The 23,873-nt window shown below is 42.2% G+C and carries 21 protein-coding genes; 7 read left to right on the top strand and 14 right to left on the bottom strand.

Annotated features, from left to right (window positions below; translation table 11 throughout):
• Positions 1-8: 8 nt before the first annotated feature.
• The 9 genes from rbsB to QR42_RS16380 form a co-directional block, all read right to left on the bottom strand.
• Complete coding sequence (gene rbsB / locus QR42_RS16420; RefSeq protein WP_039181987.1) at positions 9-926, bottom strand: ribose ABC transporter substrate-binding protein RbsB; 918 nt, start codon at positions 924-926, stop codon at positions 9-11.
• A gap of 13 nt (positions 927-939) precedes the next feature.
• A complete protein-coding gene (gene rbsC, locus QR42_RS16415) occupies positions 940-1,893 on the bottom strand; it encodes a ribose ABC transporter permease RbsC (RefSeq protein WP_039181984.1) in 954 nt (317 codons plus the stop codon).
• Position 1,894: 1 nt separating this feature from the next.
• Positions 1,895-3,376, bottom strand: coding sequence for a sugar ABC transporter ATP-binding protein (locus QR42_RS16410; protein WP_039181980.1), 1,482 nt, complete (start codon positions 3,374-3,376; stop codon positions 1,895-1,897).
• A gap of 15 nt (positions 3,377-3,391) precedes the next feature.
• Positions 3,392-3,784: a D-ribose pyranase gene (rbsD, locus tag QR42_RS16405; RefSeq protein WP_039181978.1), complete on the bottom strand. Its 393-nt coding sequence runs from the start codon at positions 3,782-3,784 to the stop codon at positions 3,392-3,394.
• Positions 3,781-4,659 carry a ribokinase gene (gene rbsK, locus QR42_RS16400; protein WP_039181976.1) on the bottom strand — a complete coding sequence of 293 codons (879 nt, stop codon included), beginning with the start codon at positions 4,657-4,659 and terminating at the stop codon, positions 3,781-3,783. Before rbsK ends, rbsD begins: the two co-directional genes overlap by 4 nt.
• Positions 4,656-5,642, bottom strand: a complete 987-nt coding sequence (locus QR42_RS16395) for a LacI family DNA-binding transcriptional regulator (RefSeq protein WP_039181973.1) — start codon at positions 5,640-5,642, stop codon at positions 4,656-4,658. Before QR42_RS16395 ends, rbsK begins: the two co-directional genes overlap by 4 nt.
• 108 nt (positions 5,643-5,750) lie before the next feature.
• Entirely contained in the window at positions 5,751-6,893 is a 1,143-nt protein-coding gene (locus tag QR42_RS16390) for a Ger(x)C family spore germination protein (RefSeq protein WP_039181970.1), read from the bottom strand.
• On the bottom strand, positions 6,883-7,980 hold the full coding sequence (locus QR42_RS16385; protein ID WP_039181967.1) for a GerAB/ArcD/ProY family transporter: 1,098 nt from the start codon (positions 7,978-7,980) through the stop codon (positions 6,883-6,885). Before QR42_RS16385 ends, QR42_RS16390 begins: the two co-directional genes overlap by 11 nt.
• The gene (locus QR42_RS16380) at positions 7,970-9,451 is read right to left on the bottom strand and encodes a spore germination protein (protein ID WP_039181964.1); all 1,482 of its coding nucleotides are present in this window, start codon (positions 9,449-9,451) and stop codon (positions 7,970-7,972) included. The genes QR42_RS16385 and QR42_RS16380 overlap by 11 nt, the downstream gene beginning before the upstream one ends.
• A gap of 746 nt (positions 9,452-10,197) precedes the next feature.
• On the opposite strand from QR42_RS16380, the gene pgsB reads away from it, so the two are divergent.
• The 5 genes from pgsB to QR42_RS16360 all read left to right on the top strand — a co-directional run bounded on the left by pgsB (position 10,198) and on the right by QR42_RS16360 (position 14,528).
• Positions 10,198-11,379, top strand: coding sequence for a poly-gamma-glutamate synthase PgsB (pgsB, locus tag QR42_RS16375; RefSeq protein WP_039181962.1), 1,182 nt, complete (start codon positions 10,198-10,200; stop codon positions 11,377-11,379).
• 15 nt (positions 11,380-11,394) lie between these two features.
• Entirely contained in the window at positions 11,395-11,844 is a 450-nt protein-coding gene (gene pgsC / locus QR42_RS16370) for a poly-gamma-glutamate biosynthesis protein PgsC (RefSeq protein ID WP_007497520.1), read from the top strand.
• 18 nt (positions 11,845-11,862) lie between these two features.
• Positions 11,863-13,029, top strand: coding sequence for a CapA family protein (locus tag QR42_RS16365; protein WP_039181959.1), 1,167 nt, complete (start codon positions 11,863-11,865; stop codon positions 13,027-13,029).
• Positions 13,026-13,196 carry an extrachromosomal elements maintenance protein EdmS gene (locus QR42_RS19500; RefSeq protein ID WP_087976066.1) on the top strand — a complete coding sequence of 57 codons (171 nt, stop codon included), beginning with the start codon at positions 13,026-13,028 and terminating at the stop codon, positions 13,194-13,196. The genes QR42_RS16365 and QR42_RS19500 overlap by 4 nt, the downstream gene beginning before the upstream one ends.
• A 108-nt stretch (positions 13,197-13,304) precedes the next feature.
• Positions 13,305-14,528: a C40 family peptidase gene (locus QR42_RS16360; RefSeq protein WP_039181956.1), complete on the top strand. Its 1,224-nt coding sequence runs from the start codon at positions 13,305-13,307 to the stop codon at positions 14,526-14,528.
• A gap of 56 nt (positions 14,529-14,584) precedes the next feature.
• Here the strand turns inward: QR42_RS16360 and QR42_RS16355 are convergent, their stop codons facing one another.
• Entirely contained in the window at positions 14,585-15,466 is an 882-nt protein-coding gene (locus QR42_RS16355) for a Cof-type HAD-IIB family hydrolase (RefSeq protein WP_180272449.1), read from the bottom strand.
• A 364-nt stretch (positions 15,467-15,830) separates the two neighbouring features.
• Positions 15,831-16,796, bottom strand: coding sequence for an LCP family protein (locus tag QR42_RS16350; RefSeq protein WP_039181951.1), 966 nt, complete (start codon positions 16,794-16,796; stop codon positions 15,831-15,833).
• A gap of 257 nt (positions 16,797-17,053) precedes the next feature.
• Here QR42_RS16350 and QR42_RS16345 point away from each other — a divergent pair, with 257 nt between their 5' ends.
• Positions 17,054-18,418: a sugar porter family MFS transporter gene (locus QR42_RS16345; RefSeq protein WP_126682393.1), complete on the top strand. Its 1,365-nt coding sequence runs from the start codon at positions 17,054-17,056 to the stop codon at positions 18,416-18,418.
• Positions 18,419-18,554: 136 nt separating this feature from the next.
• Complete coding sequence (locus QR42_RS16340; protein WP_039181944.1) at positions 18,555-19,952, top strand: bifunctional glycosyltransferase family 2 protein/class I SAM-dependent methyltransferase; 1,398 nt, start codon at positions 18,555-18,557, stop codon at positions 19,950-19,952.
• Between the two features lie 186 nt (positions 19,953-20,138).
• On the opposite strand, the gene QR42_RS16335 is transcribed toward QR42_RS16340, so the two are convergent.
• From QR42_RS16335 to QR42_RS16325, 3 genes are read right to left on the bottom strand one after another with little or no spacing between them, the layout of a single operon-like run.
• Positions 20,139-21,284 (bottom strand): Ger(x)C family spore germination protein, encoded by a 1,146-nt coding sequence (locus QR42_RS16335; RefSeq protein WP_039181942.1) that lies wholly within the window; start codon positions 21,282-21,284, stop codon positions 20,139-20,141.
• A complete protein-coding gene (locus tag QR42_RS16330; protein WP_039181939.1) occupies positions 21,281-22,381 on the bottom strand; it encodes a GerAB/ArcD/ProY family transporter in 1,101 nt (366 codons plus the stop codon). The genes QR42_RS16335 and QR42_RS16330 overlap by 4 nt, the downstream gene beginning before the upstream one ends.
• Positions 22,382-22,384: 3 nt before the next feature.
• Positions 22,385-23,851, bottom strand: coding sequence for a spore germination protein (locus QR42_RS16325; protein ID WP_039181936.1), 1,467 nt, complete (start codon positions 23,849-23,851; stop codon positions 22,385-22,387).
• Between the last annotated feature and the right edge of the window lie 22 nt (positions 23,852-23,873).

The following is a 23,873-nucleotide window of genomic DNA, read 5'->3' as shown; positions in this document are numbered from 1 at the left end:
GGTTCTGTTTATTTCTTCTGTTCTAGTTTCAGTGGAGCTGCGATGTTCTTTTGTACTTTTTTCCCTTTTAATACGTCGTTTGCAGCACCGACTGCCAGTTGACCGATCAGCTCTGGCTGCTGCGCAACTGTTGCAGAGAGTTTTCCTGCTTTGATTGAGCTGAGTGCATCTTCGTTCCCGTCAAAACCAACGACGAGAATGTCTTTTCCGGAGCTTTGAATTGCCTCTAGCGCGCCAAGTGCCATTTCATCATTGTGGGCAAAAACGGCTTTGATGTCAGGGTTTCCTTGAAGGAGGTTTTCCATGACATTCAGTCCTTTTGTCCGGTCGAAGTCAGCAGCTTGTTTCGCTGTCACTTTTAGGTCTTTATCTGCTATTTGATGGAATCCTTTTCCGCGCTCACGTGTAGCGGAAGCGCCTGGTACGCCTTCTAATTCAGCGACTTTTGCTCCTTTGCCGAGCTTGTCGATGATAAATTTAGCTGCCATTTCGCCGCCTTTGACGTTATCTGAGGCGACAAGTGCTTCTACCTTTCCACTTTCGGCTGAGCGATCTAATGTGATGACAGGTATATCAGAAGCGTTCGCTGATTCGACAGCGGTTGATATGGCAGATGAATCCGCTGGGTTGATGAGCAATGCGTCGACACCTTGCTGAATTAAATCTTCTACATCACTTGTTTGTTTAGCTGAATCATTTTGTGCATCTGCAATCACGACGTCAATGCCTAGCTTTTTCGCTTCTTTTGTCACACCGTTTTTCAAAGAAACGAAGAATGGGTTATTTAATGTCGAGATTGACAGCCCGATTTTGATGTCTTTTTTCTTGCCATCTTTTGATGACTTGGCCCACTCAGGTGGTTCAAGTGAGCAGGCAGAAAGCATGAACAATGAGAGAGTCAGGATGAGAATAAGATATTTTTTCATAGCAGCTGCCTCCTTAAGCAGATTTCTTTCTGTCTAGCAGGACTGCAATCAAGATGACAATCCCTTTCACAACAGATTGATAGAATGATGAAACACCAAGTAAGTTCATACCATTGTTCAGGACACCAATAATGAGTACCCCGATGAGTGTGCCGACAATTCGTCCTCTTCCGCCGGACAGGCTTGTCCCGCCAAGTACGACGGCAGCAATGGCGTCAAGCTCATAGGACGTACCAGCTGTTGGCTGTGCAGAATTCAGACGAGATGTTAAGATCGCACCTGCTAAGGCAGACATGAAGCCTGCTAACGAATAGATCATAATTTTCACGCGCGGTACTTTGATGCCTGAGATGAGAGCCGCTTTTTCATTCCCACCGATCGCATATGTTCTTCTGCCGAAAGGTGTTTTATGAAGCAGTACCCAAAGGACGATAAAGGTGAGAAGCATCGTGATCGCTGGAACAGGAATGCCTAAGAAATATCCGCGGCCGAATAACTGAAAGGCATAGTTAGAGCCAAGCCCAGTAATCGGGTTTCCATCTGTATAAACGAGTGTCAAACCTCTGAAAATTGTCATCGTCGCAAGCGTTGCGATAAAAGGAGCCATTTTTCCTTTTGTAATTAAAAGACCGTTAATCATCCCGAGAACGGCACCGATGATACAGCCGACGATAATGGCTAAAATCGGGTCCATGCCAGAAACGATAAAGCCGGCAGTCAGGGCACTGGACAGTGCAAGAATGGCACCAACTGATAAATCAATACCTCCAGTTAAAATCACAAACGTCATCCCAAAGGCAATGAGGGCATTAATGGAGATTTGTCTCAGTAAGTTTAAGATGTTTAAAGGCTCTAAAAAGGCCGGGTTTAAAATAGAAACAATGGCGACAAGGATGATGAGTCCTAAGAATGGCCCAAGCTTTTGCATGATGTTATCAAATCGTCCATTTGAAGTAAGTGGTTTCATGTTACTTCCCTCCTGTAGCTAGTGTCATAATTCGTTCCTGTGTTGCTTCTGTTTTGTCTAATTCTCCGCTGATGGTTCCTTCATGAATGACGAGTACTCGATCGCTCATCCCGAGTATCTCTGGGAGTTCAGAGGAGACCATTAAAATGGCAACGCCTCGATCGGTCAGTTCATTCATTAACTGATAGATTTCTCGTTTCGCTCCGACGTCGACACCTCGTGTCGGTTCATCTAAAATCAAGACCTTTGGCTGTATGCCGATCCATTTGGCGATGACGACTTTTTGCTGATTTCCACCAGACAGGCTTCGGGCAGAAATGTCAGAGGAAGCCGTTTTAATCGTCAGTCGTTTGATGAGCAGGTCGACAAAATCCTGTTCATTTTTCTTATCAATCAGTCCCTTTGGAGAGAAGCTTTTTAAGTTTGGCAGACCGATGTTTTCTCGGATGGATGCATCAAGCATGAGCCCTTCATCCTTGCGATCCTCTGTGATAAAGCCGATACCGAGCTTGACAGCATCACTTGGTTTTTTAATAACAGCCTTTTTTCCGTGAACCCAGATTTCTCCTTGGTCAAGAGGATCAAGGCCAAAGAGTGACCGCATCATTTCGGTCCGGCCAGCCCCCATTAAGCCTGCAACACCGACGATTTCTCCAGCTTTAACTGAGAAACTGATATCTTGAAATTGTCCTTTTTTCGTTGCTTGTTTCACCTCGAGGACAATATCTCCTGTAGAAGGCGTTCGCTCGGGAAATCGATCTGTCAATTCACGGCCGACCATTTTTTTGACGACTTCGTGGAAGTTCGTTTCAGGTATGGCTTTCGTATCGACCGTTTTTCCATCACGCATGATCGTAATCCTGTCACAGATTGCAAAGATTTCCTCCATACGGTGAGAAATATAGACGATGGAAACGCCTTCTTTTTTGAGAGATTCAATGACCTGGAAGAGCTTTTCAATTTCACGTTCCGTTAGAGCTGCTGTCGGCTCATCCATGATGATGACTTTCGCATCGGTCATTAATGCCTTTGCAATCTCAATCATTTGTTTTTGTCCAACAGAACAGCTGCCTGCCTCTTGATCAAGCGAGAGATTCACAGACAATCGGTCCAACTGCGTTTGGGCGAGGATCTTCATTTTCTTTGTGTCTAGCAGCCCAAGCTTCGTATAGATTTCTTTCCCGATGAATAGGTTCTCCAAGACGGTCATATCCGGCCATATGTTGAGCTCTTGATGAATGAAGGCGATGCCGTGCTGTTCCGCTTCCTTCGGATTTTTGAAAGCGGTTTCTTTTCCGTCGATTTGTATCGTTCCTTGATCTAAAGAATAAAGACCTGTAAGCAGGTTCATTAAAGTTGATTTTCCCGCACCATTTTCACCCATGAGTGCGTGGACTTCGCCTGTGACGAGGTCAAAGGAGACCCCGGAGAGAACGGTGTTTTTCCCAAAAGCCTTATGGATGTTATGCATCTCTATGTTCATATCTGGCTCCTCCTTTTAAAAGATGACACCGGCATGAAGAATGCAGTTTGCGTATGGGGTGGCTTCACCCGTTCGAATGACTGCTTTTGCCTGTTTGGTCATGTCTTTGAACGTCTCGTGGTCTACTTCATGTAATGGTTTTGAGAACGCTTTCTTAAGAAATAAGTGATCTCGTTCATTGGCCTCTTTGATTTCACTAGCCACAGTCATGTTTTCAACAGCCATTTCCTGAAGAAGGAGGGAGGTGACCTCCTGAAAGGACGGTGTGCCGATTGATAATGCTAGATCGATTTTGACTGGACCTTCTGGAATAGGGAGGCCGCAGTCTGCGATGACGATTGTATCTGTATGGCCAAGGTCAGCAAGCACCTTGGCGATATGGCTGTTTAGGATGCCGTTTTTTTTCATTTCTTTTTCTCCAATTCTTCTCTTGTTGGCATGCCGCCTTGTGCGCCGAACTTTGTGACGGACATTGATGCTGCAAGGTTGGCAAAGGCAAGTGCGTCATAGAGGGATTTGCCTTCTGTTAGGGCGACAGCCAAGGCACCGTTAAAGGTATCGCCAGCTCCTGTTGTATCGACTGCTTCGACAGGTACACCTGGAACTAACACTTCTTTCGATCCATCAAAATATCGAACCCCATTTTTTCCTTCTGTGACTAGTAATTTGTTAGGGTATTGACGCAAGACATCTTCAATTGGCAGACCATCGAACATAAGAACAGCTTCGTGTTCATTCGGTGTAATGTAAGCAGCCTGATTTAAAACTTGCTGCGATACTTTGCGGGCTGGTGCAGGGTTTAAAATCACAGGGATTTCTTTTTCACTGCAAATGGAGCAGACCGCTTCGACCGTTTCTTCAGGTATTTCCTGCTGGATAAGAACCATCCCGATATCATCAATTGTAGAAAGAGCATCATTTACATAGTCAGGAGTGACCTCATTATTTGCCCCTTTGACCACGACAATGCTGTTATCACCTTCTGCTAAAATGATATGAGCTGTGCCGCTCTCCATTTCGGTAACCGGTTTCATATGTGAGATGCGGACACCTTGTGTTTGTAAATTACTGAGAATTTCCTGACCATAAGCGTCATCACCAACTCGGCCGACCATATATACATCTGCACCGAGTCTGGCACTTGCGACTGCTTGATTGGCACCTTTTCCGCCTGGGACCGTTTTAAACGATTCTCCTAAAACCGTTTCCCCGGCATTTGGCCGTTTATCTGATGTGACGACTAAATCCATTGAACAGCTTCCTACTACAACAATATGACTCATTGTGAATCCACCTTTCTTGTGGTCTCTCGTTCAATAAAAGAGACGGGCATTTGAATAACTGGCTGATCTATCGGTTGTTTCTGAATCGCTTTGATTAACAGCTGTGCCGCTTCTTTCCCCATCTCATAGGCGGGCTGCCTAATGGTCGATAAGGAAGGGAAAAGCAGCTCGCTTTGCGGAATATCATCAAATCCAATGATTTGAACGTCTCCTGGAATGGCTTTTCCAATACGAAGCGCTTCATGGATGACCGCTGTTGCGACGATGTCATTGCTGGCAATGATCCCATCTGTTTCAGGGTACAGCTGGAAGAGGGCTTTGGCGCTTTTTCGGGCTTCTTGAAAGGAAAAGGAAGCATTAGACATCACATGAAAGTCGACACCTGTATCCGTGAGAACATCGAGTGCGCCCTTGAAGCGCTGCCGAGCTGTTTGTAGATGGGCAGGTCCTTTTAGCAGTGTGATCTGCCGGCTGCCGCGTCTAATTAATTCCATTGCGGCCATTTTCCCGCCAGCTGCAGCATCTGCAAAAACAGAAGGTGCATGTGGAACGGTTCGATCTAAAAACACAACAGGTAAATCATCATCGTTGTATATATCTGATTCAGGTTCATTTGTGACTGCGATGACACCGACCACTTGATTTTGTTTAAAGGTTTGTAAGTAGGCCATTTCCTTCTCTCGATCCTCATCACTGTTCCCGAATAATAACCGAAAACCGTGCGCATGAATCTCATCCTCAACACCTCTAGCTAGTTGAGGAAAGAAGGGGTTTGTGATATCAGGCAAGATTAAGCCGATTAAGCGTGATTCTCTTTTGAAAAGGGATCTAGCCACTTCATTGGGAAAGTAGTTCAACTCCTGCATCGCTTGTGTCACGCGGGTTTTCGTATCTGAATGGACGTATCCAGTATCATTGAGCACGCGTGAAACAGTGGCAACAGACACTTGTGCAGCTTTTGCAACATCTTTAATGGTAGCCAATGGAGAGCCTCCCTTCATGAATGTGTAACCGTTTACACACATAGATTATCATGAAAGAATCAAAATGACAATCTAAAAAAAGAAAAGAAAGATGACTTCTTCCTTTTCTTAACTAATAATACCTGTTTGTGTAATGTTCACTTTCACTTTTGGAATGATTTTCACCTTCGGATAATCGGTGACCCAGTTCATTTTCATATACTCATCATAGTGTCTTACCCGATATTTTCTGCCAAGGCTGAGAACGTCAGAATTCGCTTCTTGCAGGGCGGCAATGACTTTTTCAGCGTCTTTTGTGAAAATAGCTGATAGCCTTTTATTTAACATTTCAATTTTTTTATCTGTATCTAAATTGTCTTTCGGGTATTCAATAACAGAGGTGGTGAATTCAAACTCAAGAGAGAAGGTTAAGTTTCGGTGATCAGGATTGACGATTTTAATGTCTCTCTTTGAATCGGTTACTTGAACGGTGATGTAATTGTTCTCTTTTAATTTCATATCACTTCTTACTTTTTTCGTGAAGTTTGCATAGCTGCCCATTTTTCCATCCATAATGGTGAGCAGAATGGCATCCTGGGCATAGAGTTCACCTTTCTTTTTCTCATTATCAAATAAGGCAACCCCCCTCACACTCGTTAACTTTTTTGACTTATCGTAGTAGAGTAACGGCAGTGTGAAATCCTCACCGGTTTGCAGCATTTTGGACCGGATATTTTGAATGTTCTTAGGTGAAACTTGTGAGGAGCGTGATGCAGAAGTGATCAGGTTGTTTAAATAGTCGCTCACAATCAGTTTTTCCTTGAGCAGTTGATTGATTAAATCTACACAGCTCCCGCCTTGCACCACTGCCAAGTTTGCGAGTAAAGGGCTTTTGGGATCGCGGTAAAACATATCTAAGTAAGGGAGCAGCCGGTTTTGGGCAAATTCATCACCGATCAGCAGCACACGCATTTTCGACATATCGATTTTTTGGTCTACACTCCGGCTAAAATTGCTTCTTGCTTTTCTTAAAGTAGGCGCATCGGTTGTGAGAACAGTGGTTAAATAACTGCCGGTATTCCCTTGCTGCATACTTTGAGACTGCTGCACCTTTCGATAGGTAATCGAATATCTCGCATTGTCATCCTCTCCTTGATCAACAGCTGAAGTTAAAACAAGAGAGATGTCTTTTAATAGGTTTTGATCCCAGCAGCCTGGCATGAAAATGAGAGAAACACAAATAAGCAGTGTCAACATGTACTTATGATGCATGTGATTTCACCTTCTTTTTGCGGTGTTTGATCAAGATAATAACGGCCATCATGATCGGAAGTGTGTAAATAAATGAATATTGTGCAACAGTGGTAAAGTCATTAAAGCGCTGAATTCTAAAGTTATCAGTTGAAAGATAACAGCTGACAGCATAAATCAAAATGGCAAAATAGTAGACATATTTTTTGTGATTTTTTTTCTTAAGCATACTGGATACACCATTTGCACAAAAGTACAGATAATTACTCAGTGTAGCTAGAATGACAAAGACCCAAAAGCTTAGAAAAATTAAATCCGTCCGCTCAATGACACCGAACGTAATGGTTTTTAAAAGGTACAAAACAGGATTCGGGATGACATTAAGCTCAGCCGGGCTGAAAAACATAAAACAAATTAATGTAATAAATAGGTAGTAAAGTGTCGTACATATATTTGAAATGGTCATCACTTTATATCGTTCCTTAATGGAGCCCTTCATTAGTGGGGAGATGACCAGAATCATCTCAAATCCATTCATTGACAACACCACATCCTTCAATCCAATTTGGAGTTGAGAAACATCCGTTTGGAAAAAAGGCATGAGATAATCAATATTGGTTCCTTTCAATGCATAGAACATCAATAGAGAGAGCATGAGCAAAAAGGGCGTTAAGATAAAGTTGAATCTGACAATGGCTGTAATTTGCTCCTTTGCGATATAGATAATGCATATCATGAGTAATAGGTTAATGACCCAGTTTGGTGTAAGCGGGAGCACCCAAATGCCAAGAATCCTTGTGAATATTGAAAGCACAACGATACAAACCGAGGCAAAGTATACCGTATAGAGCGTGACCAAGATGCGTCCAATCCATTTTCCAAAGACCTCAATCAGCACTTGGAAAAATGACGTTTCAGGATACTTGTAGATGATATAAAGAAAAATCGTATTGATGATCTGTATAAAAAAACACGCTAAAATAATCGCCATCCAGCCATCGTGTCCTATGTCTTTCATCAGCAAATGGGGGAGAGCTAAAATTCCAACACCAATTTGAGATTGGATAATAAAAAAAACAGCTTGAGGTGGAGATATTTTATTTTTCATCTTTCTTTTTCCATCCTCTCAGTTGTTCAATTTGTTTGCTCTTTTGCGGATTTAAATAAACAGGTCGGTTCTTGTACATCCACATTGGGAGTCGAACCACAGTATCTTTTAAGTCCTGCCAGTTAAATGGAGCAACAGGTGATAAATATGGTACCCCTAGTGATTCTAAGCGGCATAAATTCATAAGCATAATGGCGAGCCCAAATGAAATGCCAATAAATCCAAACATTGATGCCATAAACATGAGCGGGAAACGAAGCATCCTGATGGTGGACGTCATTTCAAACGACGGAAGTACAAATGAAGCGACAGCAGTTACAGCGACTACAATCACTTGGACATTCGAAATAAGTCCTGCCTGTACAACCGCATCCCCAATAACCAAACCACCTACGATTCCAATGGTCTGCCCGATTGGTTTAGGCAGACGCACTCCAGCCTCACGTATGAGTTCAATCGTGATCTCCATCAAAATAGCCTCTATTAATGGAGGAAAGGGAATTCCGATAATAGAGTTCTTCATAGTAATGGCTAGTTCATCAGGTACAACCTCATAATGAAACGCAATAACAGCAATATAAAAAGATGGCAATATAACTGCGATGATGCAGGCAAGATAACGCAAAATTCGAATAAACGTAGCAGGAATCCAGCGGCTGTTATAATCATCTGGTGACTGAAAGAAGCTAAAGAACGTGATAGGCAGAATGATGGCCATTGGACTACCATCCATGAGTACGACTATTCTGCCTTCAAGGATCGCAGATCTCACCTTGTCCGGACGTTCTGTATCAATCAGCTGCGGGAAAATAGAAAATGAATCCTCCTCAATTGCCTCAACGATAGAGCCAGGACTTAACAGTGTGTCTACTTTAATAGAAGAAATCCGTCTGTTGACCTCTTCGACCTTTTCTTGATTGGCAATATCAGATATATAAACCGTTGCAAGCTTTGTTTCCGATTTTGTACCGATCTTATGATATTGAATGGCGAGCTTCCGATCATTTAAATGGGAACGCAGTAAGTAGATATTGGTATCAAGACTTTCAACAAATCCATCATGTGCGCCTGCGATAATACTTTCCGAAGAAGGTTCAGAAATAGAGCGCAGCGGAGGCTGTCCAACAGCAAATAGCTTAATTTGTGAGGAGTTTTCATCAAGAAAGGCAATACTTCCTGCAATAATACTGTCTGTGATCAGCGTCAAGTCGCCTGTTTCAAGTGTGCTAAGAGATTTTGTATAATCCTGCTTTCCAGGAGGGCCTAACAAGTTGCCGATTATGAAATCATTTAGTTTTCCTTCATCTATTCTTGTTTTTATAAAAAACAGCGCAGATTTCGTTTCATTCACCATTAATTCTCGGTATTCAAAATCGCCGCTTTGCTGAAATGTTTTTTTCAGGATCCGGATTTTTTCCTCAAAGCTTCCTGATAAAAAATGCAGGCGTGTTTGCTCATTGGAGTTTGGCATCTTGAGCCTCCTCTCACAGATTTTTTAACCATAGTGTAAGCGGAGAAGCGAATTTTATTCGTCACCTTTGGGGAAAGCATGACATGAGCTGACAACTTTCAACTAAATTCATATTAAAAATGTTAAGAAATGATGAATCTTGATAAAAACAAATGAATAATGTTTCATTGTTTAGGTCATAAGGTGCGAATCTCGTAAAGAGAAGGTACACCGAAATGATCAAAGTTTTACATCTTATCCCAATTTTTCGTGACCTAAAAATAAGCAGATGACTTGATTTTTTTAGAGGTGACCTTTGTCATAGGTCAACACACAGCAATCTGACCAAGGAGAATGACTTTCTAACCTGTTCGTTCAAAAATATAAAACATTCCAAAACACGCACTATTCATTTAAAGCGCTGATATGACTGATGTTATAGAGAATAACGGTCTTTAAAACATTGATTCAAAATACATCTTAATAATTGTCGAAAAATTTAGGGAGAAAAGGACAAAAGATTTTCGGATCATTGATGTTAACGCTTTCTCATGAATTCAGCAGAAATTCAGACTGATTTTTGTCCGTCTTTTGGCCTTTTCATTTAAAGGATAGGTAGGCAAAATAGCCTTTTGATTAGAGGAATTTGGCATACGAGGAAGTGAAAGATTATGTTACATAATACCGATTGTGATTTTATGCTGAACAGATATACTGTTGATTGAATTTACATATCACACTCATAAAAAAAGGAGATGTAGATAGCGATGTGGTTAATCGTTATAGCCTGTGTCATCATGTTAGGGATTGGCTTTATTGAAAAGAAGCGTCATCAGAAAAATATCGATGCCCTGCCGGTGCGCGTCAATATTAATGGTATTCGCGGAAAGTCTACCGTCACAAGATTGACAACCGGTATCTTAATGGAGGCAGGTTATAAAACTGTCGGTAAAACAACGGGAACGGATGCAAGAATGATTTATTGGGATACGCCAGAGGAGAAACCGATTAAAAGGAAACCGCAAGGACCGAATATCGGAGAGCAGAAGGAAGTTATGAGAGAAACAGTTGAAAGAGGAGCAAATGCCATCGTCAGTGAATGTATGGCGGTAAATCCAGATTACCAAATTATCTTTCAGGAAGAGCTGCTTCAAGCAAACATTGGCGTAATCGTAAACGTTCTTGAAGATCATATGGACGTCATGGGGCCAACACTTGATGAAATAGCAGAAGCCTTTACAGCGACAATTCCTTACAATGGACACTTGGTTATTACGGATAGTGAATATACGGATTTCTTTAAAGAGATTGCGAAAAAACGCAACACAGAAGTCATTGTTGCAGATAATTCCAAGATTTCTGATGAGTTTTTGCGGAAATTTGAGTACATGGTTTTCCCAGATAATGCTTCACTGGCACTTGGTGTTGCCCAAGCATTAGGGATTGATGAAGATACGGCATTCAGAGGAATGTTAAATGCGCCGCCTGATCCAGGAGCGATGAGAATTCTTCCATTAATGGACGCGAAAACACCTGGACACTTTGTAAATGGATTTGCGGCAAATGACGCATCCTCTACATTGAACATTTGGAAGCGTGTGAAAGAAATTGGATATCCAACAGATGAACCGATTATTATTATGAACTGCCGTGCGGATCGAGTAGATAGAACGATCCAGTTTGCGGAGGATGTACTTCCTTATATTGAAGCAAGTGACCTTGTTTTAATTGGTGAAACAACAGATCCAATTGTGAAGGCATATGAGGAAGGGAAAATTCCGGCTGACCACTTACACAACCTTGAATATCAATCTACAGAACAAATTATGAATATGCTTGAGAAAAAGCTTCATAATCGAGTGGTTTATGGAGTCGGCAATATCCATGGTGCCGCTGAACCGTTAATCGAAAAAATTCAAGAATACAAAATTAAGCAGCTTGTCAGCTAGGAGGAAATATAGAAAATGTTCGGATCAGATCTTTATATCTCGTTAATTTTAGGTGTTCTACTCAGTTTAATCTTTGCAGAAAAAACAGGAATCGTACCAGCTGGACTTGTTGTCCCAGGTTATCTGGCGCTCGTATTTAACCAGCCAGTCTTCATTTTAGTCGTCTTATCTGTCAGCTTGCTTACGTATGTGATCGTTCGTTTTGGCTTATCAAAATTCATGATTTTATACGGACGCAGAAAGTTTGCTGCGATGCTCATTACAGGGATTGCCTTAAAACTCATATTTGATTTCTTCTATCCAGTGGTCCCATTTGAAATAGCAGAATTCCGCGGAATTGGAATCATCGTCCCTGGATTGATTGCGAATACGATTCAAAAGCAAGGTCTTACAATTACCCTTGGAAGCACGTTACTTCTAAGTGGTGCAACATTTGCCATCATGTATGTTTACTATCTATTTTAAGATAAGGTGTGTCCAATGATGAATAAAAAATTGAGCTTTCAGGAAAAGCTGCTGAAAATCACAAAGAACCAAAAGAAAAAGACGAATAAACACGTACTCATTGCTTTACCGATCGTCATTGCTTGTACATTTCTATTTACGTTTATCGGGAAAGCACAAGTGCCAACTGTACAAAAGAATCCAGAAAACATCCTGACCGCTTCGTTTGTCGGTGACATTATGTTTGGAAGAAACGTAGAGAAAGTAACAGAACGCTATGGTAAAGAGCATCTCTTTCGCTATGCCAAGCCATATTTTGATGTGTCAGATTATGTGACAGGAAACTTTGAGCATCCAGTCGCATCAGATAAAGAACAGGCAGCCCAAAAGAATATTCATTTAAAAACAGATGAAGATTCTGTCCAAGCATTGAAGGATTTAAATTTCTCTGTCTTAAACTTTGCCAATAACCATGCGGCAGACTATGGTGAAAAAGGGCTGAATAATACAATCGATGCCTTTGAACAAACTGACATGGATTATACAGGTGCAGGTCGTAACCTCCAAGATGCGAAGCAGAACATTTCATACAAAGAAGTAAATGGTGTCAAAATTGCAACGCTTGGTTTTACAGATGTGTATGGGAAAGATTTCAAAGCAACGAATCGCCAGGCGGGTATTCTGCCAGCCGATCCATCTATCTTTATTCCGATGATTTCGCAGGCTGCTGAAAAGGCAGATCTCGTCGTTGTTCATGCTCACTGGGGACAGGAGTACAACAATGAAGTAAACGACAGACAAAAAGAATTGGCAAGAGCGATGTCTAAGGCCGGTGCTGATATCATTATCGGTGCTCACCCGCACGTCCTTGAACCGATGGAAGTTTATAATGGAACGGCGATTTTCTATAGCCTAGGAAACTTTATTTTTGACCAAGGCTGGTCAAGAACACGTGATTCTGCACTTGTTCAGTATCATCTGAATGAAGATGGAAAAGCGACATTTGAAGTTGTCCCAATGTACATCAAAGAAGCAACACCTGCCCCAGTAAAAGCAGGATCTCTTGAATCAAAAGCGATTATCCGTATGCTGACCAATGGAACGAATGCGGATTGGAAAGAAAAAGACGGACACATTTTCTTTGAAGTAGATCACGCTGATAAAGTTAAAAACTTAAAAGAAAACGGAGGGAAAGAGAAGAAATGAAATTCCTAAAAGCAAGCTGGCCGTTTGTTGCGTTAATCTTAGTCTTTGTCTTTATGTCTGCTTTTAAATTTAGTGACAGTCTGACAGATCACGAGAAACAAAAGATCTCGGTTGAAATGCAGAAAATTGAACAGCAAAAGCAGTCAAAAGCGGAAGCAGGTAAATAACCTAAATAGGAGAAAGGGCACGCACATCGCGTGTTCTTTTTTTGTCGAAAAAGGGTGTAAAATGAATGGTGTCATGCCGAAACTATAGAAGATAGGAGGGAAAGGATCATGAAATGGAAAGGAATGTTGATCGGAGGGTGTGCGCTTGTAGGGCTGATGTTCATGTCTCAACCAGCGGTATCTGCTCAAACACCATCTCTTTTGGAGCAAGCGGAAAAGCTGATTGGAACGCCTTATCATAAAGGAGGAACCGATCCAAAAACGGGCTTTGATGCATCTGGGTTTATTCAATATGTGTACAAGACATCCGAAACATTTGATTTGCCGCGGAAGGTAATTGACCAATATCAGATTGGAAAAAAGGTATCATGGGAGAAAGCGCAGCCCGGTGACCTTGTGTATTTCCGAAGTCTTGAAGAAACGAAGGATATCCCAACACATGTGGCGTTGTACGCGGGGAACGATCAGGTCATCCATATTACGCTTAGTCAAGGTGTGGTGAAAACGGATGTCAGCAAAAGCAAATATTGGACTGATCGATTTTATGCGGTCAAACGCTTGCCCGGCACACAAAACATTTCTGATGACCCTCTTGTGAAAGATGCGATGACCTATTTAGGTATTCCTTATGTATTTGGAGGAACCGATCCAAAGACTGGATTCGACTGCTCAGGATTTTTACAGTATTTATTTGAAAAATCACTTGGTATTTATTTACCTCGAAGTGCTGAACAGCAGTGGACCGTTGGAGAAAAAGTGGCATTAGACGATATTCGCCCTGGGGATTTTGTCTTTTTTAGCAACACATATAAGCCAGGAATTTCTCATGTAGGTATGTATATTGGAGGCGATCGCTTTATTCATGCGAGCCGTTCTGAAAGTGTGACAATTTCTTATTTGTCTGAATCGTATTGGCGCGAAAAATGGACAGGTGCCAAACGATTAACAGATCTGGAGCTTTCGAAAGAGGACCCTATCGTATCAAAAGCTGCTACGTATATTGGCGAAGTCCCTTATGTCAAAGGCGGTACGAACCCAAAACAAGGATTTGATACAGCAGGGTTCACGCAGTACGTGTATCAAGAAGTGCTTGGCATTGAGCTGCCTCGCTATGCATCAGGTCAAGTCAAAGCAGGTACGCCTGTGAAACGTTCTGAGCTTCAGCCGGGAGATCTTGTCTTCTTTAGCGGGACATCATTGATGCCGGCAATTTATGCAGGATCAAATCAAGTCATTCATGTGACTGTTTCAAACGGTGTTGTCTTAACCAATATGAAAACAAGTACGTACTGGAAGGACAAATATGAAACGGCTGTTAGAATCAAAAAATAAAGAAAAAGCCCGATCAATACTTGTATCGGACTTCTCGACTTCTCTCTAGGCGCTGATCAGACAAGCGTCTTTTTTTCATGGAATTGATTTTGTAAAAGAAGATCAATAAAATAAGCGACACCATCTTCATGATTCCCTTTTGTGATGTAAGTGCTCTTTTCTTTAATGACATCAACCGCATTCCCCATTGCAATGCGGTGGCCTGATTCTTCAAACATAGAAAGGTCGTTTGGGCTGTCACCAATTGCATAAATATGTGAGCGGTCTACACCATAATGGGCTGCGAGTTTTTTCAGGGCATGTCCTTTTCCAGACTCTTTTGGCAGTACCTCAATAATATGTTTTCCAGACGAGGTCAATGAAAGCTCGGGCATGTCTGCCAGAAGATTTCGTGCTTCGGTCAGTTTGTTCATATCAAACGAGAAGCAGAGTAATTTATAGGTCGGTTCATTCGACTCAAAAATTTGACGGATATCATCCACTGGTTTGATGCCAAATTGTTTAAATTGCGTCATGGCTCCTTCCCATAGATCAGCGAGATCCTCATTTGGGTTTGCGCTTTCGATCAGATCAAATTCTGCTTTTAGTTTCTCTTTTCCATCGTAAGGAGAGAGGAGAGCATCGTCCGTATAGACTTCAAAGTAAATGTTTCGTTCCACTAATGCCTTAGCAGCGCGCTTGCCCGCTTCTTGGTCCAATGTGATTCGGCTGAAAAGCTCGTATCCTTCTGTATGGACAGTCCCGCCGTTTGCCGCAATAATGGGGATGTCCAAATCGCCAAGCAGCTCCTTTACATCAAAAGTTGCCCGCCCTGTACAGATGGTCACAATATATCCCGCTTCCTTCGCACGAATCAATGCCTCTCGGTTTTGAGCGGATATTTCACTTTTTGTATTTAAAAGTGTACCGTCTAGATCAATCGCAATCATTTTTTTCATCGCTGTCAAATCCTCCTTCATTCATGCAATAGCCTCTTCAAAGTATGTACGATTTCCTTCATTCTCATAAAAAAAGGATGGTTGATTCCTCACTATCAAGGCTAAACAAAAATGAGCGAATGATCAAGGAAATAAGAAAAAGCGCCCCTTAGGGACGCTTCCAGCGTGTAGACAAACCCTCGCATTCGGTGTCAGGTCTGCGCTCCGGTACTCACGAATCTCAAATTCGCTCTGTTCCGGTGCTCGCCCTTCCTAGGGCTGCAAAGGTTTTCTATCACGCTGAAAAGAAGACAAAGGGCTAAAATCAAGATCATTTTAGCCCTTTGGTCAACAATCTAAAAGCGCCCCAAAGGGACGCTTCTATTTATGATAATTCAAGCTGCTTCTTCAATTCAGTCTTCACTTCGTTCAGCTGGTTTTGATCCAATTGGAAATAATAAACCCCGTTTGGCTGGTAATCAGATCCTTTAAGCTGGATAGTATCAACCGATTTCAATGAAGTTAAAAGCGGGAAAAGACCGACTAACTCCTTCATAGAAAGGGTGGTTGACACATTATCGCCGAGTGTATCAATGATATTGTCGTATGACGGAATAGATGTTAAAGATTTTGATTTATCAAAAATGGCTTTTAACACTTCCATTTGACGCTGTCCACGCATTAAGTCACTATCTGCTTTTCTCGTTCTCACATAGGCGAGCGCTTGATCACCATCTAGTGTATGAGTTCCAGTTTGAAGCACAACCTTGCCTTTTGTATCTTTTTTAATCTGTTTCACAAGGTAATCGTCCTTGATGTTAATAGGAACACCGTTTAATTCGTTGACGATTTCTTTAAATGCTACAAAATTACTTTGGATGACAAAATCGACCGGAATATCTAGTAAATCTTCAACTGTACTTACTGTTAAATCTGCACCGCCAAATGCGTGTGCGTGAGTAATTTTATCAAAACCGTGGCCTGGAATATTAACGTATGAGTCCCTGGGAATGCTTAATAATTTAACGGTTTTGTTTGTGCGGTTAATAGTTGCCAACACCATTGCATCGCTTCGTGCTTGTTTCACTGTTTCGCCCGGTCTGCTATCAATTCCAAGCAGCAAGACAGAAAAGCTGTCTTTTCCTGGATCGAATGCTTCAATCCGTTTCACAGATTGTGCGCCGCGATCAAGAGATACTTGAGCCTTTTTGGCAGCAGTTGTTACTTTGTAGTAGGCGTAGCCAGTAACAGAAGCGGTCGTCAGTAAAAGAATACCAAATATAAAAAGAGTGACTTTCACCCATGGTTTTAAACGCTTTTTCCCTTTGCGTTTACTTCGTGATTGATCCATATATTTTAAACCCTCGCTATGATTTTATAGTAAAGATGTCCTTCTTTATGCTTACAAACTAAAACAAATATACCTTAAAACGGGATATAGTGCGACATTTTTTTCACTAACGCTTAATTGACGTATCCTTCTCGTAAAAAGTTTCAAAGATATACAAATGAAATATATTTGTCATAAAACATCGAAATGTTTGAAATGACAGGAAGTGAGGAAAATGACTTTTCATAGAGTACAGAGACAAAAGTGGGGTTATGAACATGAAAAATCGGAATGGATGGCTTTATTTCTTCGGCGCCCTTGGCGGTGCTTTATATGGCTATGATACAGGTGTCATCTCTGGCGCCATCTTATTTATGAAAGAGGATTTAGGTTTAAATGCTTTTACAGAGGGGCTTGTCGTCAGCTCGATTTTAATCGGAGCGATGCTTGGTTCCTCTCTTTCTGGAAAGCTGACAGACCAATTTGGGCGGAAAAAAGCCATCATCGCCGCAGCGATTTTGTTTATTATCGGCGGATTTGGTACAGCTCTTGCCCCTAATACGGAAGTGATGGTCTTATTCCGAATTGTACTAGGGCTCGCTGTCGGGTGCTCGACAACGATTGTTCCATTATATTTATCTGAACTTGCGCCAAAAGAATCACGAGGGGCACTATCCTCTTTAAACCAGCTCATGATCACATTTGGTATTCTTCTAGCCTATATTGTGAACTACGCTTTAGCGGATGCAGAGGCATGGCGCTTGATGCTTGGAATTGCGGTTGTTCCTTCTGTTCTTTTATTATCTGGAATTTTGTTTATGCCGGAAAGTCCCCGCTGGCTGTTTGTCCACGGACAGGCTGATCGTGCGAAGGAGATATTATCTAAACTCAGAAAAAGTAAGCAAGAAGTGGAAGAAGAAATTTCGGATATTCAAAAGGCGGAAAGTGAAGAAAAAGGCGGTTTTAAGGAATTATTTGAGCCATGGGTACGCCCAGCATTGATTGCCGGTGTCGGCCTAGCCTTTCTGCAGCAGTTTATCGGTACAAATACAATCATTTACTATGCACCAAAAACATTCACAAGTGTTGGCTTTGGAAATTCTGCGGCGATTTTAGGCACTGTCGGAATTGGTGCAGTGAATGTCATCATGACGTTTGTTGCCATCAAAATCATTGACCGTGTAGGGCGGAAAGCGCTGCTCCTATTTGGGAATGCAGGAATGGTCCTTAGTTTAATTGTCCTGTCAGTGGTCAACCGATTTTTCGAAGGGTCGACAGCTGCAGGATGGACAACCGTTATTTGTTTAGGTCTCTTTATCGTCATCTTTGCTGTCAGTTGGGGGCCAGTCGTTTGGGTGATGCTTCCAGAGCTGTTCCCGGTACATGTAAGAGGAATCGGTACAGGTGTATCGACCTTCCTCCTTCATACAGGAAATTTAATCATCTCGCTTACATTCCCAGCTTTATTAAGCGCGATTGGTATCAGTAATCTCTTCCTCATCTATGCGGTCATCGGCGTAGGCGCCTTCTTATTTGTGAGGTACTTGGTGACCGAAACGAAGGGGAAAAGTCTTGAAGAAATTGAAGAAGATTTAAAAAAGAGAAATCGTGCCGTCGCAGGTGACGAAGGGAAAACAGTGTGAACAATGGCCAGCTGCCGTATGCAGCTGGTTTTTCTATGTTAAACAAACGTTTAATCAAGAAAGGACATTCCCTCATCTTCTGAACGTGCTTCCTATCACATACATATGGAACAGGCGGGCGAAAGGTGGAAATGAGATGAAAGGGAAAACAAGCATTGTCATGCTGACGTACAACGAACTCCATTTAACGAAAACATGTATCGAAAGCATTAAACAGCATACGAGCAGCGACCAATATGAACTCATCATCGTTGATAATGCGTCAACTGACGGCACGAAGGAATATGTAAGAGAGCTGGATGATGTGATTTTCATTGATAATGAAAAGAATGAAGGCTTTGCAAAGGGATGTAATCAAGGGGCAAAAGAAGCTTCAGGAGACAGCATTCTCTTTTTAAATAATGACACGATCGTGACGGAAAATTGGCTTCCTCCATTAAAAGAGGCGCTATTCGCATCAGAACAGATTGGGATGGTGGGGCCAGTCTCCAATTATGTAAGCGGCCCTCAGATGGTCCAGCCGTCGTATACAGATGTGAAGGAGCTCCCAGCGTTTGCTAAGGAATATACGTCTAAGAGAAAAGGTCAGAGAACTTATGTGCACCGGCTTGTAGGGTTTTGCTTGCTCGTGAAAAGAAAGCTGATCGAGGATGTGGGGTTATTTGATGAGCGGTTTGTATATGGATCATTTGAGGATGACGATCTTTGCTTACGTTCATTACTGCAAGGGTATCAGCTGCAAATTGTGCATGATTCCTTTGTGCATCATCATGGTCATGCTACCTTCAATGCCAATCAAGAAACGAACATCTCTACACTGTTTACTGAAAACAGACTTCGATTTTTAGATAAGTGGGGCATAGATCTAAATTTGATCACCCCTCATCCGTATTTTACGGAATTACTCCCTGAGGAAGCTGCATGTGTGCTGGATGTTGGGTGCGGTGCAGGAGCTACCGGGCTTGAACTAATGAATCGTCAGTCTGTACAGATGTACGGGGTAGAGGCGGATGCATTAAAAGCAGCTGTCGCAAAGGCGTATTACGAAGAAGTGATTGAGGCAAATGCGGATGAATACCCATGGTCAGAGAAAGAGGCCTTTTTTGATGCGGTCATTTTTTCAGATGTTTTAGAGCATGTGTCAGACCCTTGGCACATCATTGAGCAAGCACACGCATCTTTAAAGCCAGACGGTATCATCATTTGCTGCCTGCCTAACATGATGCATGCAGAGGTGCTTCTTCCTTTGATGACAGGGGACTTTACGTATCAAGATGTAGGAATTTTAGATCGAACCCATATGCGGTTCTTCACACCAAACACCATGCGTGCGCTTTTCCCAGACCAATTGTTTGAACGCGTGATCGAGCAGCGGGTCAATGTACAGATTGATCAAAACGTTCAATTGTTTTTTGATGAGGTGGCAAGAATAGGAGCATCACTTGGCTTTCAAACAAAATCGTTGTCTGACCAAGTGACTTTGTATCAGCTTCTCATTGTCGTACGTAAAAAAGACGGCTCCTCATCGGGATAACCACTTCAGCGTGTAGCCAAATCCTCGCATTCGCCCGCAGGTCTGCGCTCCGGTGCTCGTCCTTCCTAGGGCTGCAAAGGTTTTCTATCACGCTGAAAAGAAGACAAAGGGCTAAAATCAAGATCATTTTAGCCCTTTGTCAACAGTATGAGGGCGGCCCCCCACCGGGATAACCGCCTAATGGCATTACCATTTAAAGCTTTTTGTTGCACCTTCTGCACCAAAGTTCAAGATGCTGACTTTGACATCGTAATCGATGTCTGATTCTTGGAATAGCCTATCCCACTCGGTACCGTGCTGATCCCAATAGTCGGGATATTTCATACGGAACTGCTGGTTTAAAAATATGGGATCAACGCCGACTTCTTTTTGCACATGATTTACTGCTTTTTGAATGCGTTCTTTAATTTTATGAGCAAAGATACGCTCAAAACGTTTAATGTACTGCTCATCGAATGAGTTTTCAGGAGGATATTGATCCTCAGACAATTTTCCATTTGTTTGTATGCTAATTTTAAAGGATACCTTTCCGTCTTTCAGATAGGGCTTGACCTTGGTTTTTGCTTTTTTTATTTCATACGTGATCGGATAACCTTTGTAGGTGGCAGGTACAACGCCGCCAGTGATACGGCCCATTACCCAGTTTAAAGATTGGACATCTTTTGCTGGGATAAAACCAATCAGCTTTCTCGTTTTACCATGTATGATTCCTGCCCCATCATAAATAATTTCACTGTCGATCACATCTACACTTTGTACGAGGAAGCTAACGCCCATCTGAAAGTAATCAGACGACCGGCCAATACGTGTTGGCGGTGCGATCTTTCCGTTAAAGCTTCGGTTTTTGGATGTTTCAAAGATATGCTCAACCGGTACCTTCTGTTGAGACTTTAACTTTTGATTGATGACTTTTGACGCATCTCCTCGTGACACGAGGAGATAGCTGCTGCGCCGAACCTCATCATCTCGAATGAAATGATTAAGTGTTCCTTGAATATCGTGATGCTCCGCCTGGGTTTTGCCGAACAAGAAGATTTTTAGGTGATCACTATAGATCGGCGGGTCCTTCAAGGCGACATTACTGACAGCCTCAAGCACATTTTTTCCCTTTGAGACAACATTCACATAGCCGGGAGAATCGGCTTCTTGTGTTCCACTTGATTTCGGTACAAGGTTTTGGTAGGTCAGCTTAACTCCATTGTCATCTTCCTCATCAATACCAACCCCGCGTACAAACGATAGTTTTTCAATATCCTTTAAGTCCCAGCAGCCTGCTGATAGAAGGAAAAGACAGCAGGAAAAAAAGAATAACAGTATACGCCTGCCTCTCATGTAGAACGACCTCCCCATTTTTTGCGTATCATCAGCAGGATAGCAGTAATAAAAGGAATGGCTAAAACCGCAAACAATGCGTAGCCGAGTAAAGTAGAGTAGTAAAAGACTTCGTTGATATTTCTAGGGAAAAGTGAGAGTGCTGATGTAATCAAAAATAACAGCCATAACAGTCTCGTTATATTGGTTGTTTTAAAAACAGTGAAGCAGCCTTTAATCGCAAACTGGAAAAAACCCAGCATACAAATGAACTGCTGGCACGTCCAGATCGTCAGTAAGAAAATATCAAATCGTTCGATAAACACCCCTTCAAGTTCAAGCGCTTGTATAAGAGAAACCGTCGGCCAAGTGAGAGATTTCGTTTCACCAACGGTCATGGAGCCAATCACTATAAAGAGTGTGAGGGAATATACAAGAGAAGTAATTCCAACCCCGATCGCAGCCGCCCATTTTGCCTTAGACCATTTGTCTTTATAAATGAGCGGGACAACAAACAAAATCACTTCAAACCCTGTAAATTGAATAAAGGTTTGAGAGAAAAGGTTACTAAAATCTTTAAAACCATGCGCCATCACAGGGCGCAAATAATTAAAATCAAATATTTTTAAACAAAACAGCATGAGCGCTATGTAAATGACCATGGTGATCGGATAAATATAGGTCACCATTTTGACGACTGGAAAGATACCGCTTTTCAAATGATAGATCGCCACGAGTAAAAAAATCATCACAATCACGGTCATGGGAGTCGATTGCAGCAGGAAAAACTGAACCACTTCCCCAAGGACACGTGCCTCAAAGCCGACAATGCCTAGTAAATAGGCGATCAGCATTAAATTAAAGATTGTGCCAAAGAATGCCCCTGCTCCTTTTGTATTTGACTCGAAAATGGTGTCTGGTGCATTCTTTTCGGCAATCCAGCCCAACAAAAAAGCAACGAAAGCAAAGATGACGCCCTGTATTAATACAATGATCCAGCCATCAGGGTATCCTGAATTGGCAGAACTGCGTGGAATGGTTAAAATTCCAGCGCCTATCATTGTAGAGCTGCAGAGAATGGTTACTTGTAACAATGATAGCCTTTCAGGTCTGTACATCGTTTAATCTCCTTGTCTTTTGAGATTTTTTATTTTTGCTGTTTTTGGTCTGGATTTAAATAGACCGATTGGTAAACGAACGTACGTATCCTTTAAATCTGAAAACGGTGAAGACAACACAGGTGTGAAATAGTCAAAACCAAAGGTCTTTAACTGCATCAAGTGACAAAGCACAAATAAATAACACATGATTAAACCGTATAATCCAAACAGTGCTGAACTAAAAATGGCCATAAACCGCAAAATACGCAGTGGGAAACTAAAGTCATATGACGGTGCCGTGAAGTCAGCCAGTGCGGTCAGCGACACAATAATCACCATTAAGGCACTGACGATATTGGCTTGAACAGCTGCCTGACCAATAATAACCCCGCCAATGAGCCCAATTGTCTGTCCGATGGCTCTTGGAAGCCGTAGTCCAGCTTCCCGCAGCAGCTCTATCGTAAAAGACATGAGAATGGCTTCGACAACAGGAGGGAAGGGAACATTCTGCCGGCTGCCTGCGATGGTGAGTGCCATTCTTGTCGGTAATAAACCGGGATGATAAGAGACAAGTGCAATGTAAAGCCCGGGTAAAAAAATCGTGAGCAGCACGGCAATATAACGAAGTAAACGCAAAAGAGTCGCGCTTGTCCACCTCTGATAATAATCCTCTGGTGATTGCATCAATGTTGTAAGTGTCATAGGTAAAATGAGGGCAAAAGGAGTCCCATCGAGCAAAATTGAGACTTTGCCTTCTAGCACAGATGCAATCACCCGGTCAGGACGTTCTGTGTTTTGAATCTGTGGGAAAATGGAGATGTGACTGTCCTCAATCAACTGTTCAATATAGCCAGTTTCAGGGATGTCATCCATTTTGATTTCGGCCATGCGTGATAGAACATCTTCTACTAGTATAGGATCAGCAATATCACGAACATACACAAGGGCAGCGGATTTTTTATTGCGAGTACCGATACTCACCTTTTGAATCACAAGATTTGGGTCGTTTGCCCGTTCACGGAGTAAAGCCGTGTTTTTTTCAAGATTCTCAATAAATCCGATCCGCGGTCCTCTTACAAGAACTTCAGATTGCGGCTCTTCTACTTCCCTAAATTGAAAAAGATTTGTATGGAGTGCAAGTGCTTGATCCGCTCCATCTACAAATAAAATAGCCTTGCCGCTATATAACTGCTCGATGGCAAGGTTCATATCATCCAGCACATCACTTTGAATGCCAAAGAACGTTTTTGAAAGGGAGGAAAGTGTAGTAGAACCAACCTCAGTGATGTCCAGTTCCTTTTGCATTGGTGAAATGATTTGCTTAGAAAGCATCTCAAATTCTGTGAGTCCTTCAACGTACACGAGACATCCAGAAATAGTGGAAGGACCAAATGAAAAAGAGTGGAACACGATATCATCACTTCTTCCGGCAAAGCTTTTGACACGCTTAATGACGGACGCTATATCTTGTTCAATGCGACTTTTCATAATACCTCACCCTCATCACATG

It is taken from the genome of Bacillus sp. WP8 (genome assembly GCF_000800825.1).
GTDB lineage: Bacteria > Bacillota > Bacilli > Bacillales > Bacillaceae > Bacillus > Bacillus safensis.
The sequence above is the reverse complement of the archived record's forward strand: the minus strand, read 5'-3'. Positions and strand labels throughout refer to the sequence as shown.